This window comes from Sphaerotilus microaerophilus, assembly GCF_023734135.1.
Classification (GTDB): Bacteria; Pseudomonadota; Gammaproteobacteria; order Burkholderiales; family Burkholderiaceae_C; genus Sphaerotilus; species Sphaerotilus microaerophilus.
This window is the reverse complement of the sequence record NZ_AP025730.1, coordinates 665,010-680,960: the sequence shown is the minus strand read 5'-3', so window position 1 is coordinate 680,960 and position 15,951 is coordinate 665,010. Positions and strand designations below refer to the sequence as shown.

Genomic DNA, 15,951 nt, shown 5'->3' with positions numbered 1-15,951 from the left:
ACTCGCCGCCTGCCCCCACTCGGATTCGAGTCCCGGCCTGCCTGACTCGTTGATGGGGAGCACGTCTTGCTGACTCGTTTCGCCTTGAGCCTTGCTGCTGCGTTTCGCCATGATTGCCTCTGCCATTCCGGTCGCTGTGGGGGACGTGACGCACCCGCGGGCGCATAGACACGTTCTGTTGCTTCGGATGCTAGGAATCCGTGGCTGGCAAAGGCTGGCAAATGCTGACATTTGCACCATCGTGGTGCGCGCCGGATCTCTTTTCCGGAACGGCCGTGACGGCAGTCACTGCCGCGGAGACCATGCGGGCGCTGCTGTCGCTAGAACGCAGCACCAGCTTCGCGACAAATGTCACGAAGTTGTCTTCTGATGTAATGAATGGGTCGCCAGAGGCGACTCAAGGGGTCCAGATGCGAATCGTCGCCACGAAGGCATAACCCACACTTCGCACGCTGCGCAGCGGTGGCGCTTCACCCGCACGGTGCTCCAGCTTCTTGCGCAGTCGGCTCATCGCCGTTTCCAGGCGACGGTGGTCGAAGTCGTGGTCCCGGTACCCGAGTGCCTCGACCAGTTGCGCCCGCTTCACCCCTTCAGGAGCGCTTTCGGCCAGCACCCGCATCAACTTGAACTCGGTGGACGTGAGAAGCACCTTTTCTCCGCCGGGTGCCAACAATTCCAGGGTCTGCCCATCCAGCTGCCAGTAATCCTGGCGTGCGGGACGAACCAGGCGGTGGGCGCGGCGGTACAGGCTTTCCACCACGACCGACAACTCGCGCAGATCAGCCGGCTTGACAAGGTAGATGTCCGCCCCGCTGTCGAAGCCGGCCACGCGGTCGTCGACTTCGCCACGGGCCGTGAGCATCACGATGCCCAGCGCCGGATGGTCGGCCCGCAGTCGCGCGGCGATCGCCAGCCCGCTTTCGCCAGGCAGGCCCACGTCCAGCACCAGCACGTCAGGCAAGTTGTCGCGCAACCAGGCGTCCAGCTGGGAGCTGTCCGCAAAGCCGGCCACCTCATGCCCCAGCCGACGCAAGTGGAAGGTCAGTTCATCACGCAGGTCGGCGTTGTCTTCAACCAGGGCGATGCGGATCGGGGTGGTCATGGTCGATCAGCGCGTTCAGCGCGGCGAGGATGCACCGAGCGGCAGCCAGCACTCGATGCAGGCCCCCCGCTGGTCATGGACAGGCAGGACGCGCACGGTGCCGCGGTGGCGTGACACGATCTGGCGCACGAGGTACAGGCCCAGGCCCATGCCGGCGATCTGGGCCGTCTCACCTGCACGGAAGTACTTGTCGAACACCCGCTCTGCGTCGACTTCACGGATGCCGATGCCCTGGTCACGCACACACCACCGCAGGCCAGGCGTGCCTGCGGCATCCGACGCGACGGCCATGTCCACGACCACCGGGCAGTCCGGCGGCGAGTACTTGAGCGCGTTGTCGACGAGGTTCAACAAGGCATAGCGCAGCATCCGAGCGTCCGCTCGCAGCTTCGGGAGGTCCTCGGGCGCATGGACCTGCACCCGTGACTGGGCAACAGGCCCCAGAGAATCCAACGCCTCGTGGGTCATCGCCACAAGGTCGGTCGGCAACTGGGACTCGCTCCACTGCGCCACGTCGAGCCGGTCCCGAGCCATCGCCAGATCCACCAGTTGCGTCAGGCGGTTCAGCGCCCGGCCGATGCGGTCGTGTCGCAGGGCCCGTTCGGGCGTGGGCTGCTCGTCGAGCATCTGCAGGGACTGCAGCGCGGCGTCGATCACCGCCACCGGGGTGCGGATCTCATGCGCCAGCATCGCGATCAGGTTGGCGTTGTCCTCCCGCGCCTCGGCCTCCAGCCGCTGCCGCAGTTCAGCCGCCAGCGCCCGCTTTTCCGACTCGGTGGCGGCATGGCGGGCCGCCCGCGTCTGGCGGAACAGGAACCAGATCAGGACGGTCAGGTGCATCACATGGGCGAACGGGCCCGCCGCCAGCGCCAGGCCGGACGGTTTGACCACCCCGAAGGTGAGGAGGGTGTTCACAGTGGTCAGCAGCGCCAGGCACAGCACCGGCAGCGCCAGCATGCGCTCCCCTGCCGCCATGCGTGGCCATTGCCGGAACACGATGATGACGACCAGGACCTGCAACGCCGTGAGCAGGACCAGGACCCAGGGCGTCCAGTGGCTGTTCCAGCCCAGCCACGGGAGTATGGCTGCAGCGGCAAGCAAGAGTGCGCCCGCCTGCGACAACCGGAAGGCGCGCCGCGAAAGATCCGCGAGAGCCAGCAACCGGACATACAGGTAAGGGCCGACGGACGCCGACAGGGCGATCGCGCTGGCGGTCATGCGGTCCGACCAGGGCGGCTGCAGGTCGAACCAGAGCAGGTGCGCAAAGCCGGAAATGCCGACCCAGGTCAGCGAGTTGGCCAGCACGAAGACGGCGTAGAGCACATACAGCCGGTCGCGCAACCAGACCGCGGCACCACAAGCCACCGCGAACATGATGAACGATGCCCCCAGCAGCATGCTGATCAGCAGCAGCTCCTGCGGCAGGCTGCGCTCTGCCGCGGGCTGGCCCATCAGGGACACGGGGATCAATGCCGACGATGCCGTGTGCACACGCAGGTAGACCTCGTGCACGCCCGGTGCGGTGAGGTCCAGCGCAAAGGTGGGAGCCGGCAGTTCCTGGGCGCCCTGGAGCTCGACCAGGTCACCCGCGCGCCGAAGCCCACCGATCAACCGCCCGTCCGGCCCGAAATGCCACAGCTGAACGTCATCCAGGTAGGCACTGTGCAGGCGCAGCCACCAGATGAGCGTGGTGGAGTCCGATGCATCCAGCTGCAGCCGGAACCAGAACGCCCGGTCACGCCGGTAGCCCCCCGAGAAGACCTCCTCCAGCAGCTGGAAGGCCTGCGGCTGTGCCCGGGCGTCATCAATGCGCCATCGGGCGCCATGGTCCACGTGGCTGCCCAGAAAGGGCAGCAGGGCCCTGGGCGAGTACGCCTCGACAGTCGACAACGCCAGGATGGGCGGGCCGACCGGGGCCGCCTGGGCCGACCGGGTCAGGACACCCGCTAGCGCGAGCACCAACGCCAGCGCCAGCACCGATGTCGACGCCCAGCCGGAGCACCAACGGGCCAGCCTGGGGCGTCGAGACGGAGGCAACGGAACAAGGACGGCAAGACGCATCTGAGGGAGTCTGGTCCCGCCACGGCTGGGCCGCCCGACGTGGGCGCGCTCCCTGACACACGGCGAAAAACGGCCTGTGAAGACAGGCCAGGAATTCATGTTGCCGTGAAGTAAAGCAGAAATCAGCGTCTGGATACACCAAAGTCCGCTCGGTCGTGACATGTCCGTCAGAGCCGGCGACCAGCGACAGCCAGCCGCCCGGCCCGGATGAAGCCACCGCATCACCCCCTTTTCAGCGCAGGCGCGCGCCAGGCTCAGCCGCCGACGCCGTCGGCCTTGAACATCGCCTTGATGCCACGCACGGCCTGGCGGATGCGGCCCTCGTTCTCGATCAGGGCAAAGCGCACATGGTCATCCCCGTGGTCGCCGAAACCGATGCCCGGGCTGACACAGACCTTGGCCTTCTCCAGCAGCTGGCGGGCGAACTCCAGCGAACCCAGCGCGGCATAGTGCGGCGGGATCTTGGCCCAGATGTACATCGACGCCTTGGGGCAGTCCACCGGCCAGCCCGCCTCGGTCAGGCCCTTGTAGAGCACGTCGCGGCGCTTCTGGTAGGTCGCGGCGATGTCCTTGACGCACTGCTGGTCGCCCTCGAGTGCGGCGATGGCCGCCACCTGCAGCGGCGTGAAGGTGCCGTAGTCGTGGTAGCTCTTGATGCGAGCCAGCGCGGCCACCAGGTCCGGGTTGCCGACCATGAAGCCGATGCGCCAGCCGGCCATGTTGTAGCTCTTGCTGAGGGTGAAGAACTCAACCGCGATGTCCTTTGCCCCCGGCACCTGCATGATGCTGGGCGCGCGCCAGCCGTCGAAACAGATGTCGGCGTAGGCCAGGTCGTGCACCACCAGGATGTCGTGCTTCTTCGCCAGCGCGATCACGCGCTCGAAGAAGCCCAGCTCCACGCACTGCGCCGTCGGGTTGCTCGGGAAGCCCAGGATCATCATCTTGGGCTTGGGGTAGCTGCCGCGGATGGTCCGCTCCAGCTCGGCGAAGAAGTCCACCCCGGGCACCATCGGGATGGAGCGGATGTCCGCACCCGCGATCACCGCACCGTAGATGTGGATGGGGTAGCTCGGGTCGGGCACCAGCACCGTGTCGCCCCGGTCCAGCGTGGCGAGCATCAGGTGCGCCAGGCCCTCCTTGGAGCCGATGGTGACGATGGCCTCGCTGTCCGGGTTGATCTCGACGCCGAAGCGGTCCTGGTACCAGTGGCTGATCGCACGGCGCAGCCGCGGGATGCCCTTGCTGGCCGAGTAGCCGTGCGTGTCGGGGCGCTGCGCCACCTCGCAGAGCTTGGCAACGATGTGCGGCGGCGTGGCCCCGTCGGGGTTGCCCATCGACAGGTCGATGATGTCCTCGCCACGCCGGCGGGCGGCAAGCTTGAGCTCGGCCGTGATGTTGAAGACGTAGGGGGGAAGGCGATCGATGCGCGCAAAGCGGCGCTTGCCGGAGACGGCAGACGACATGGTGCTGACTTTCACGTGAGCGCCCGGAACCGTCCGAGCGACGTGACCGCAGGGAGCGGCCGGGCACCATCTTAGGCGATCACACAGGCCGGCCGGCCCATTGGCGCCTCATCGACCGGCCGCCGCCCCGCCCTGCTCGCGCAGCACCCGGTGCTTCAGGCCCTGCAGCTGCATTCGAAGGCGCAGCGCCTCGTTCTCCTGCGCTCGCCAGGCCTCCCAGCTCACCAGGCCCTGCGCATGCAGCTCCCGGTAGCGCAGGCGCATCGCCTCGGCGACCTCCCACTCGTGCGCCAGCATGGCGATCTGCCGGTGCCATCCACCGGCAGCGAGATTCGGGTGGGCTGGCGTGCGCGGCGGGCGCAGTTCGGAGCGGACCGATGCGCCGGCGCTGGGCACATCCGCGGGCGCAGAAGCCGCCACCAGCGGCTCGACCCTGACACCAACCTCGACCGCAGCCGCGGCCTGGCCCTCTGGCGCAGTCCCGGCCCGGCCCGAGCCGGCTGGTGCGGCCTCCGCGGGGCGCGACGCCACGGCGGTGACGTCACCGGCACCCGGTGGTGGCCAGTCACCATCGAGGGCCAGACCGCCCAGCAGCGCGAGCGCCAGCGCTCCGCCAACCACTGGCCCGACGCGGCGGCGGGCGGCCCCTCGCGCCGCTGCCACCGGGGGGCGTACCGGTGGCCGCAGCAGCACCGCCGGGCGGTCCAGCGGACCGGGTACCAGCACAGGGATCACGATGGTGTCCGCGAACGCGGGGTCAACGGCCGAAGGGCCGCGACTGCGCCCCAGGGCGCCGAAGCTGGGCATGGTGGGTGGAGAAAACGGCACGGAACAGGCATTGACCCGAGCAGCGGGATCCAATGGTTACATTCTCTGACATCTTGATCACAGCGGCCGCGATCGACCCCGCGTGTACCCAGGTCGTACCCCAGGGATGGGCGGGCTGCGACATCATCACGCTCCCCACCTGGAACCGCCACGCCATGAAGCCCACCTACGCCGCCGCCGCGAACCGCTACGAGTCGATGCCCTACCGCCGCTGTGGCGCCAGCGGGCTGAAGCTGCCCGCCCTCTCGCTGGGGCTGTGGCACAACTTCGGCGACCACACGCCGCTGGCGGTGCAGCGGGAGATGGTGACCACCGCCTTTGACCTCGGCATCACCCACTTCGACCTGGCCAACAACTACGGCCCGCCGTACGGATCGGCGGAGATCAACTTCGGCCGCCTGCTGCGCGAGGAGCTGCGGCCCTACCGCGACGAGCTGATCATCTCCACCAAGGCCGGCTGGGACATGTGGCCCGGCCCCTACGGCCAGGGCGGCGGCTCGCGCAAGTACGTGCTGGCCAGCCTGGACCAGAGCCTGCAGCGCCTGGGGCTGGACTACGTGGACATCTTCTACTCGCACCGCTTTGACGCCGAGACCCCGCTGGCCGAAACCGCTGGCGCACTGGCGCATGCGGTGCGGCAGGGCAAGGCGCTGTACGTGGGGATCTCGTCCTACTCGCCGGGCAAGACGGCGGAAATGGCCCGGCTGCTGGCCGCCGAGGGCGTGCCGCTGCTGATCCACCAGCCCAGCTACAACCTGCTCAACCGCGTCATCGAGCGCGGCCTGCTGGACACGCTGGCACAGGTCGGTGCGGGCTGCATCCCCTTCACCGCGCTGGCGCAGGGGCTGCTGTCGGACAAGTACCTGGACGGCATCCCGGCCGATGCGCGGGTGAACCGCCCCGGCGGCGGCTCGCTGCAGCGCGAGCACCTGTCCGACGCCAACCTGGCGCGGGTGCGCGCGCTGGACGGCATCGCCCGCCAGCGCGGCCAGAGCCTGGCGCAGATGGCGCTGGCCTGGGTGCTGCGCGATGCGCGCGTGACCACCACGCTGATCGGCGCCAGCAGCGCCGCGCAGATCCGCGAGAACGTCGGCGCGCTGGGCAACCTGGCCTTCAGCGCCGAGGAGCTGGCCGAGATCGACCGGCACGCGCAGGAAGGCGGCGTCGACCTGTGGCGCGCCCCCAGCTCGGACTGGCAGGTCTGACCGCGAGGCTCAGGTCGGCGGCAGGACGCCTTCGGCCGGCGCCTCGCCAGGCAGGTCGTCCAGTCCGTCGAAGAGTTCTGCGGCACTGACCTGGCAGCCGATGCTCTCGCAGGTCACCTCGGCCTGGCCGCTCAGGTCGTGCAGGGTGAACAGGCCGTCTGCACCGCGGCGAAAGAGCTGCACCTCGCGGCTGTCCGGGTCGATCAGCAGGTACTCGCGCAGGCTGGCCAGGCGGCGGTAGGCGGTGAACTTCAGCCCGCGGTCATAGGCCTCGGTCGAGGGCGACAGCACCTCGGCGATCAGCGTGGGTGCGGTGAAAACCTGCTCGGTGCGCAGGTCACGGGCGTCACAGGTGACGAAGACGTCGGGGTAGAACAGGTCGTCGGCCACCTGCAGCTTCATCGACTCGGCAAAGACTCGGCAGGGGGTCCCCTTCAGCTGGGACTTGAGTGCCGATGCCAGGTTGAGACTGACGATGCCGTGGATGCGCCGAGCCCCCACCATGGCGAAGATCTCGCCGTCGACGAACTCGTGGCGTTCGGCCTGTGTGTCCTCCCAGGCGAGGAAGTCGGCGGGGGTCAGGCGGGTGCGGGTCAGGGCGTGTCCCATGGCGGCGGGCTCCGGCGGATCGGTCGATGCGTGGGCGCGATGATGCCAGCGCGGATGGCTGCCGTGTCGCTGTGGCGCGTTGCCCGCCCTGGGGCATCCGGGCCAGCCACGGCAGCGCCCGCAGGCCGGCGGGCCTCACAGTGCAGGAGGGGGAGGACGGGGCAGGCATGGCCGGTCAGGCCAGCACGGCCCCTCGGTGCGCAGCGCTTTCGTGAATCGGTCACATCGCAGGCCTCAAGCACACCGCAAGCGCAAAAAACGCTGTCGTTCCGCCCTTCATCAACGCACCGCGCCGGCCGATAGAACCGGTGACTGCTGCTTCGCCCCGGCCAACGGCCGGCGGTACTCCCTGCTCCCCGTCACGGCTGACTGCGCATTCACCTTTTCGAGACCTTCCACATGACATCCACCCGGGTGAAAAGGCTGCTGCCCCTGGCCGCAGCGGCGATCTGGCTGGCCGCCTGTGGCGGCGGCGACAGCACGGCCGACACGGATGCTGCAGCCAACGCCGGCCGCGTGGCACTGGACCTGGCGCCCTACAGCGCCGAGGAGCAGCAGCAAGTCAACGCCCTGCAGGCGCAGGCGGGCAACAGCGAGCCGCGCTACATCGTCACGCTCAACCCCGCGGCGGTGGCCGAGGCCATGCCGCGCAGCCGCGCCATCCTGAGCGCAGGCCACCTGGCGGCAGCGCGCCAGCAGGTGGCCGTTCAGCAGGTCGCCCAGCGGCTGCTGGCCGGGCGGGGCGCTCGCGTGCTGGGCCACTTTTCCCAGGCGCTGCAGGGCTTTGCCGCCGCGGTGCCCAAGGCCCAGGCAGAGCGCTTTGTCGCCGAGCTGGCCGACCACCCCGCGGTGCTGGCCATCGAGCGGGACCGGCCGGTCCAGGCCACCGCCCTGCGCCAGGCCGCCGCTGCCGACGGGCGCTGGGGGCTGGACCGCATCGACCAGGCCCGGCTGCCGCTGGATGGCTGGTTCACCAACACCCGTGACGGCAGCGGCGTGACCGTCTACGTGGTGGATTCAGGCATCTCGGCACACGGCGAATTCGGCGCCCGGCTGCTGGCCGGCTTCGACACCATCGGTGACGGAACCGGCACCGCCGACTGCACCGGGCACGGCAGCCACGTGGCCGGCATCGCCGCCGGTGCCACGGTGGGCGTGGCGCCCGGGGCCCAGCTGGTGCCGGTGCGGGTGATCGGCTGTGGCGGTTCGGGCTGGGGCAGCTCGCTGATCCAGGGCCTGGACTGGATCGCCACCCATGGCGTGCGCCCCGGTGTGGTGAACCTGAGCCTGGGCAGCAGCGCCTCGGCAGCGACCGACCAGGCGGTCGCGCGGCTGACTTCCGCTGGCTTCACCGTGGTGGTCTCAGCGGGCAACGACAACGCCGACGCCTGCAAGTACTCGCCCGCCCGGGCTGCGTCGGCGCTGACCGTGGGGGCCACCGACCTGCGCGACACCCGCGCCGTGTTCTCCAACTTCGGCAGCTGCCTGGACCTGTTCGCGCCCGGCACGAACATCACCTCGGCCACACACACCGACGCCGCAGCGCTGGTGACCAAGCAGGGCACGTCCATGGCCACGCCCTTCGTCACGGGCGCCGCAGCGCTGGTGCTGCAGGAGCGGCCCAAGCTCACTGCGGCGCAGGTGGGCACGCAGCTGACCACGCAGGCCACCGCATCGGCGGTGAAGAGCTCGGGCGCCGGCAGCAAGAACAAGCTGCTCTTCGTCGGCCCGGCCCGGCAGGTGGCCTTTCCCACGCCGTGGGATGTGCATGTCGAGTCGCTCGGCGTGGCCACCCGCAAGAGCGGGCGCAGCGCCTGGGTGGCGACGGTGACGATCGCGGTGCACCAGGAAGAGGGCCAACCGCTCAAGGGCGTGAAGGTGTCGGCGCGCTTCTCCAACAGCAACGCGCTGCGCAGCTGCGTCACCGCCGCCAACGGCACGTGCGCGCTGAGTTCGTCCACACTGAGGCTGGACCTGGCCGCGGTGACGCTGGCCGTGAGCGACCTGTCCGGTACCGCGCTCACCTACCGCCCGGCAGACAACGTCCTGAGTGCCGTGACGGCCACGGTGCCCTGACCAGCCGGCCGGGCTGCGCGCCACACCGGGCGGGGGGGCCGGTTCGCCACCCGCCGGCGATGGGCATGCACGACCGCGATACTCGGTCCATGCACCGACCCACGCCTGCGCCCCTGCGCCTGCAGCTGCTCTCCGACCTGCACCTCGAGAACGACCCGCACCGCGTCTTTGACGCCGCGCCCGGCATCGACCTGCTGGTGCTGGCCGGCGACGTGGGCTCCTACCAGGCCGGTTCGGCGCTCGCCGGGGGGGACGGCGATTTCGGGCTCGGCCAGTTCTCCCCCCGCCGCCCGGGCTCGCCCTGGCCGCGCGTGCTCTACGTGCCCGGCAACCACGAGTACGACGGCCTGCCCTACGCCGCCACCCGCGCCCGGCTGCGCGCCACCTGCGAACGCCTGGGCATCGACTGGCTGGACCGGGAGGTGCGCGTGATCGATGGGTGGCGCTTCATCGGCTGCACGCTGTGGAGCGACTTCGACGCGCTCGCTTCGCCCGAAGCGCTGGCGCTCAAGGCCGAGGGCCTTGCCGGCGGCACGCTGACGGGCACCCCCACGCGCCGCACGCTGCGCCGCCAACTGCACGAGGCGAAGACCGCCGCCGCCGATCCGGTCAGCGAGCTGACCCGCCGGCTGCGCGAGCGCGAAAAGGCCTTCCGCGCCGCCAACTATTACCTGGGCAAGAACAGCACGCTCGACGACGCCGACGGCACACCCCTGCTGGCCGAGCGGCTGCGCGAGCTGGGCCTGGCGGACCAGGCCTGGCTGCAGGCCGCATTGGCACAGCCGCACGACGGGCGCACGGTGGTCGTCACCCACTTTGCCCCCAGCCTGCGCAGCGCCGATCCACGCTACGGCCTCACGCCAGGGACTGCCGGCTTCTGCAACGCCCTGGACGGCTGGCTGGCGCAGGCCGACCTCTGGTTGCATGGCCACCTGCACTGCGCCCAGGACTACCGGGTGGGCCGCTGCCGCGTCGTCGCCAACCCGCTGGGCTACGCCACCAAGGGCGAGCAGGAGGGCTTCCTGGCACGGATGACACTCTCGCTGTGAAGTTTGCGGCGGCGCCTGGCCACACCCGTCCGTCGCGTCCTAAGATGTGCCGATTCGGGCAGCGCGGCACCCCGTGTGCGCCGATGCCGTCCCGCAGGAGTCTTCCTTGATCCCAGCCACGAGCCTGCCTTCGGGTGAGACACACGCCGCCACTGCCACCCCGGGTGTGCAGGCGCTGCTCAACGCGGTGCCGCACACGTTGGGTCCGCAGACGGCACTCGCGCAGGCCCTGCTCCTGATGCAGGAGCAGCCGGCTGACTGCCTGCTGGTCATCGAGGCATGCCGCCCGGTCGGCATCCTGACCCCACGCGACGTGTTGCGCCTGTATGTGCAGCGGCTCGACCCGCAGGGCAAGTGCCTCGCCGACGTGATGAGCTCACCGGTGCACAGCGTAGCGACCACCACCTCCGTGCCTGCCGCGCTGCAGCGCATGGCCGACTTGGGCATCGGCCAGCTCGCGGTGGTCGACGAGGTCGGCTGCCTGGCCGGGCTGCTCACCCGCTCGGTGCTGGAACGTGCGCTGCTGCTGGAGCGGCAGGTGTTGGCCCTCCAGGCGGACCGGGCACGCCAGCGGGCCGTGCTCGACGCCATCCCGGACCTGGTCTGGATGAAGGATCCTGACGGCGTCTACGTCAGCTGCAACCCACGTTTCGAGCGTTTCTTCGGGGCCGCGGAGGCGGACATCCGTGGCAAGACCGACTACGACTTCGTGCCCCGCGAGCTGGCCGACTTCTTCCGTGCCAACGATCGCCGCGCGATGGAGCGTAACGCGCCGACCATCAACGAAGAGGAGCTGACCTTCCCGGACGACGGCCACCACGAACTCACCCACACCATCAAGACGCCCGTGCGCGACGCCGACGGGCGATTGCTGGGGGTGCTGGGCATCGGTCGCGACATCACCGCACTGCGCCGGGTCGAGGAGGAATACCGCCACCTGTTCGCCCGCAACCCGGCGCCGATGTTGATCTATGCACGCGACGACCTGCGCTTGCTGACCGTCAACGAGGCCTTCGAGGCCCTGTATGGCTACAGCGCCAGCGAGGCCTGCGCGCTGCACCTGACCGACCTCTACCCGCCCGAGGACCGACCGGCGCTCACCCAGCTGGCCAACCAGCTGGTCGGCCTGGCCTATGCGGGCGAGTGGCGCAACGTACGCCGGGACGGCAGCGTCATGCACATCGTCGCCCAGTCGCACGACGTCCAACACGACGGCAGGGACTGCCGCATCGCGGTGATCACCGACGTGACGCCGCTGCATCGCAACCGGGAGCGCGACCTGCGCCGCCTCTCGCTGCTGGAGAACCTGGCCCGCGGTGACGGCCTGGACAGCCTGCTGCGCCAGCTGGTGCTCGACTACGAGACGGCCTTCCCAGGCAGCCTGTGCACCGTGCTGCTGTTGTGCGACAACGGCCTGCGCGTGCGCCTGGGTGCCGCCCCCAGCCTGCCTGACTTCTACAACCAGGCCATCGACGGCGCGCCCATCGGTCCGGTCGCCGGCTCCTGCGGAGCGGCGATGTTCCACCGGCGCCGGGTGATCGTCGAGGACATCGAGACGCATCCCAACTGGGTGCCCTATCTGGAGCTCGCCCGCGCGGCGCGGCTGGGCTCCTGCTGGTCCGAGCCCATCCTGGGTGCGGGTGACCAGATGCTGGGCAGCTTCGCGGTCTACCACCGCGAGCCGCGCAGCCCCAGCGAACAGGAGCTGGCGTATCTGGATTTCTCGGTGCAGCTGGCGGCGCTGGCCATCGCCCATGCGAACACGGCCCAGCAGATGCGTGACAGCGAGCGCCGAACCCGCGAGATCCTGCACGCCGTCCCCGACCTGATCTGGGTGACGGATCCGCAGGGCCTGTTCCGCGCGTGCAACCAGCGGTTCGCGCAATTCGTGGGCCACACGCCGGAAGAGATCGTCGGCCGGACGGACCGGGACCTGCTCCCCCCCGACGCATTCGACGCGCTGGCCCGGGCCGATGTGAGCGTTGCCGCCACCCGCGCCAGCGTCGGCAGCGAACGCTGGTTGAGCATGCCGAATACCGACGAGCGCGGCCTGTTCGAGATCATCAAGACCCCGCTGTTCGACGAGGCCGGGGAGTTGCAGGGGGTGCTCGGCGTAGCCCGCGACATCACGCTGATCAAGCAGGGCGCGCGGGCCATTGCCGATCAGGAGCGTCTGGTCGACACGATGTTCAGCCAGACCACCGATTCGATCGCGCTGGTCGACCCCGCCACCCAGCACATCGTGACCTTCAACGACGCCGCCTGCGCCGGGCTGGGCTACACACGCGAGCAGTTCAAGCAACTCAAGCCGCAGGACTTCCAGGCCGAGCACTCCGCCGCGCAGATCGAGGAGAACCGCCAGCGGGCCCTCGCAGGCGAGTCACTGTCCTTCGAGACCCGCCACCGCCGCGCCGACGGCAGCCTGCAGGACGCGGCCATGACGCTGCGACTGCTGAGCTATGCCGGCCGGCCGCTGCTGTCGGCCGTGTGGCGCGACGTCACCCAGACCAAGGCCCGCGAGGCGCGCATCCGCCGGCTCAACCAGGCCTACGCGGTGCTCAGCGGCGTCAACGAGGCGATCGTGCGCGTGCATGACCGCCAGACCCTGTTCGCCGAGGCCTGCCGCATCACGGTCGAGGAAGGTGGCCTGCGGCTGGCCTGGATCGGCCAGGTTGACCCGGCCAGCCAGGCGATCGTTCCGGCGGCACAGGCCGGGCCCTCCGATGGCTATGTCGAAAACCTGAGCCTGAGCCTGACCGCGCCACTCGGACCGACGGCCCTGGCGCTGCTCCAGGGCCAGGCGATGCGGGTGGACGACATTGCCCGCGACCCCCGCACGGCACCTTGGCGCGAGCGGGCCCTCGCACGAGGCCTGCACTCCAGCGCGGCTTTCCCGATCCATCTGAACGATCGCATCGAGGGCTGCCTGAACGTCTACGCCGACCAGCCCGGTTTCTTCGACGCCGACCTGATGCGCCTGTTCGAGCGGCTGAGCAGCAACCTGGGCTTCGCACTGGCCTTCCTGGCCGCCGAGCAGGAGCTGCAGCGCCACCGCCAGCATCTGGAGGAACTGGTGGCCACCCGCACCACGCAGCTGGAGGCCCTCAATCAGCGCCTTCACCGCGAGGACGAGCGGCTGCGCGCCATGCTGCTGCTGAGCCGGCTGGCTGCTTCGCTGGACGAGGAGGCCCTCTGGCAGCGTGGCCTGAGCGAGGCCATGCGTCTGACCGGCAGCCGCAGCGCTCGCCTGGCAACGCCTGCGGCGGCGGGGCAGGACGAGCGCACCCTGGCCCAGGTGGGCGAGCCACCCGCGGACCCTGCGGTGGCGACCGTCGTGGTGCCGATCGAAGACGAGGGCCGCGTCGCCTGCCTGCTCCAGGCCGCCGGCAAGGACCAGCCCTATGACGCCGACGACGAGCGCGAACTGGGCCTGATCGGCACCGAGCTCTGGGGCATCGTTCAGCGCCGCCGCATCGAGCTCGCGCTGGAGCAGGCCAAGCACGCCGCCGATGCAGCCAGCCAGGCGAAGACCGCCTTCCTGGCCAACATGAGCCACGAGATCCGCACACCGATGAACGCCATCGTCGGCTTCGCGCACCTGCTGCGCCGCGATCCGCTGACGCCGCGCCAGCGCGACCACCTCGACAAGATCGCCGACGCCAGCGAGCACCTGCTGCAGGTCATCAACGACATCCTCGATTTCTCCAAGATCGAGGCCCACAAGGTGGACCTGCACCTCGGTGCCTTCGACCTCGCCGCCAGCCTGGCGCGCATTGCCGACATGGTGCACGGCCGCCTGCGCAGCAAGGCGGTGCAGTTCCACGTCGAGCTCGCGCCCAGTTGCCCGGTGCACGTGGTCGGCGACCGGCTGCGCCTGGAGCAGGTGCTGCTCAACCTGGCGAACAACGCGGTCAAGTTCACCGAACAGGGCTCGGTCGCGATCCGGGTGACCCCGCTGCAGCGCAGCGATGAGCGCACCTGGCTGCGCTTCGCGGTGGTCGACACCGGCATCGGCGTCAGCCCGGCGCAGTCCGCCCGGCTGTTCGAGGCCTTCGAGCAGGCCGACGCCTCCACCACACGCCGCTATGGCGGCACCGGACTGGGCCTGGCCATCAGCAAGCGCCTGGTCGAGCTGATGGATGGCAGCATCGGCATGGACAGCCAGCCCGGCCAGGGCAGCACCTTCTGGTTCGAACTGCCGCTGGGCCTGGCCGACGCGCCCGCCGACACCCCGGCGACCACACCGGCGGACGCCGCGCCGGATGCGCCGGATGCGCTGGATGTGCCGGACGGCGGCGCACGCCTGCGCGGCGCCCGCCTGTTGCTCGCCGAGGACAACCCCATCAACCAGGAGGTGGCGCGCGACCTGCTCGCTGCCCTCGGGGCGCAGGTGGACATCGCCTGCGATGGTGCGCAGGCGCTGCGCATGGCCGCCGAGCAGGACTACGAGCTGATCCTGATGGACGTGCAGATGCCGGTGATGGACGGCCTGGAGGCCACCGCGGCGATCCGGCGCCTGCCCGGGCGCGCCGCGGTCCCCATCGTCGCCCTGACGGCCAGCGCCTTCGCCGAGGACCGCCGCCTGGGGCTGGACGCGGGCATGAACGACTTCCTGATCAAGCCGGTCGAGCCGGAGGCCCTGCGGCACAGCCTGCTGCACTGGCTGCGCGAAGGCGATCGCCTGCGCGGACTCGGCGCGGCGCCCGCCTCGCCAATGGCCGCTTCGCCGCGGTCTGTGGCCCCTCCCTCGTCAGGCAGCACCGCTGCCAGCGGCGCAGCGACACTGCATCTGGAGCCACTGGCACAGCACCCCGGACTCGATCCGAAGGGCGCCCTGCGCCGCCTGCGCGGCGACGAGAAACTCTACCGGCGCATGCTGGAACTCTTTCTGGCGCACCACGCCGACGACGGCCCGCGCCTGCAGGCCGCCTTGCAGGCCGCGGCGACCGCGGCAGACCGCAGGGCAGCCTGCGACGCCTTGCGCGCGCTGGCCCATGGGCTGGTCGGCACGGCCGCCACCATCGGTGCCCTGGCGCTGAGCACGGCCAGCCGGGCGCTGGAGATCGCTGCCGTCGAGCAACGCAGCCAGGCGGCCCTGGCAACGGCGGTCGCGCAGGTGGAGCGTGAGCTGAACGGCTGCCTGCCGCCGCTGCAGGCCGCGCTCGCCCACCCAGGCGCGCCAGGTGAGCCACCTGCGCCGCCGGCCCGCCCCCAGCCGATGGCCGACGCCGGCACCGTTGCAGCCGCCCGAGCCGCACTGGAGCGCCTGCGCGAACTGCTCACGCTGCACGACACCGAGGCCCTGGACGCCTTCGACCAGGCCCATGCGCCCCTGGTGGCCACCCTGGGCGCGCAGGCCCGCGAGCTGGGGCAGCGCATCCACGGCTTCGACTTCGAAGCGGCGCTGGTGCTGGTCGAACGGCTGCTCGACCCGCACCCGTGACCGCTGGCACACCCCCGCCAGGAACCCGATCACCCGGTTGAATTGAGAGCCCTTGGCGGCCGATATCGCTCGACCGGCCATGGCGGTTCGCACCGATGATGGCCACGCTGCCAGG

General features: G+C 70.2%; 9 protein-coding genes. 4 read left to right on the top strand and 5 right to left on the bottom strand.

The features are described from left to right. Positions 1-397 precede the first annotated feature (397 nt). The 4 genes from NGK70_RS03010 to NGK70_RS02995 form a co-directional block, all read right to left on the bottom strand. Positions 398-1,102: a response regulator transcription factor gene (locus NGK70_RS03010; RefSeq protein WP_251971900.1), complete on the bottom strand. Its 705-nt coding sequence runs from the start codon at positions 1,100-1,102 to the stop codon at positions 398-400. A gap of 15 nt (positions 1,103-1,117) precedes the next feature. Continuing rightward, complete coding sequence (locus NGK70_RS03005) at positions 1,118-3,163, bottom strand: sensor histidine kinase (protein WP_251971899.1); 2,046 nt, start codon at positions 3,161-3,163, stop codon at positions 1,118-1,120. A 254-nt stretch (positions 3,164-3,417) separates the two neighbouring features. Further along, positions 3,418-4,626, bottom strand: coding sequence for an alanine transaminase (gene alaC / locus NGK70_RS03000; RefSeq protein WP_251971898.1), 1,209 nt, complete (start codon positions 4,624-4,626; stop codon positions 3,418-3,420). A 108-nt stretch (positions 4,627-4,734) separates the two neighbouring features. Further along, positions 4,735-5,361, bottom strand: a complete 627-nt coding sequence (locus NGK70_RS02995; RefSeq protein WP_251971897.1) for a hypothetical protein — start codon at positions 5,359-5,361, stop codon at positions 4,735-4,737. Between the two features lie 248 nt (positions 5,362-5,609). Between NGK70_RS02995 and mgrA the strand changes: the two genes are divergently transcribed. Beyond that, positions 5,610-6,659: an L-glyceraldehyde 3-phosphate reductase gene (gene mgrA, locus NGK70_RS02990; RefSeq protein ID WP_251971896.1), complete on the top strand. Its 1,050-nt coding sequence runs from the start codon at positions 5,610-5,612 to the stop codon at positions 6,657-6,659. Between the two features lie 9 nt (positions 6,660-6,668). Here the strand turns inward: mgrA and NGK70_RS02985 are convergent, their stop codons facing one another. After that, on the bottom strand, positions 6,669-7,268 hold the full coding sequence (locus NGK70_RS02985) for a Uma2 family endonuclease (RefSeq protein ID WP_251971895.1): 600 nt from the start codon (positions 7,266-7,268) through the stop codon (positions 6,669-6,671). Positions 7,269-7,667: 399 nt separating this feature from the next. On the opposite strand from NGK70_RS02985, the gene NGK70_RS02980 reads away from it, so the two are divergent. The 3 genes from NGK70_RS02980 (at position 7,668) to NGK70_RS02970 (ending at position 15,836) form a co-directional block, all read left to right on the top strand. After that, positions 7,668-9,344: a S8 family peptidase gene (locus NGK70_RS02980; RefSeq protein WP_251971894.1), complete on the top strand. Its 1,677-nt coding sequence runs from the start codon at positions 7,668-7,670 to the stop codon at positions 9,342-9,344. A gap of 89 nt (positions 9,345-9,433) precedes the next feature. Further along, positions 9,434-10,393: a metallophosphoesterase family protein gene (locus NGK70_RS02975; RefSeq protein WP_428985565.1), complete on the top strand. Its 960-nt coding sequence runs from the start codon at positions 9,434-9,436 to the stop codon at positions 10,391-10,393. Positions 10,394-10,499: 106 nt separating this feature from the next. Further along, entirely contained in the window at positions 10,500-15,836 is a 5,337-nt protein-coding gene (locus NGK70_RS02970) for a PAS domain S-box protein (RefSeq protein WP_251971893.1), read from the top strand. Positions 15,837-15,951 lie beyond the last annotated feature (115 nt).

Bases quoted from the DNA above. Each gene is read 5' to 3' on its own strand.
- mgrA (WP_251971896.1), top strand. From the start codon at position 5,610: ATGAAGCCCACCTACGCCGCCGCCGCGAACCGCTACGAGTCGATGCCC.
- NGK70_RS02985 (WP_251971895.1), bottom strand. From the start codon at position 7,268: ATGGGACACGCCCTGACCCGCACCCGCCTGACCCCCGCCGACTTCCTC.
- NGK70_RS02980 (WP_251971894.1), top strand. From the start codon at position 7,668: ATGACATCCACCCGGGTGAAAAGGCTGCTGCCCCTGGCCGCAGCGGCG.
- NGK70_RS03005 (WP_251971899.1), bottom strand. From the start codon at position 3,163: ATGCGTCTTGCCGTCCTTGTTCCGTTGCCTCCGTCTCGACGCCCCAGG.
- NGK70_RS02975 (WP_428985565.1), top strand. From the start codon at position 9,434: ATGCACCGACCCACGCCTGCGCCCCTGCGCCTGCAGCTGCTCTCCGAC.
- alaC (WP_251971898.1), bottom strand. From the start codon at position 4,626: ATGTCGTCTGCCGTCTCCGGCAAGCGCCGCTTTGCGCGCATCGATCGC.
- NGK70_RS03010 (WP_251971900.1), bottom strand. From the start codon at position 1,102: ATGACCACCCCGATCCGCATCGCCCTGGTTGAAGACAACGCCGACCTG.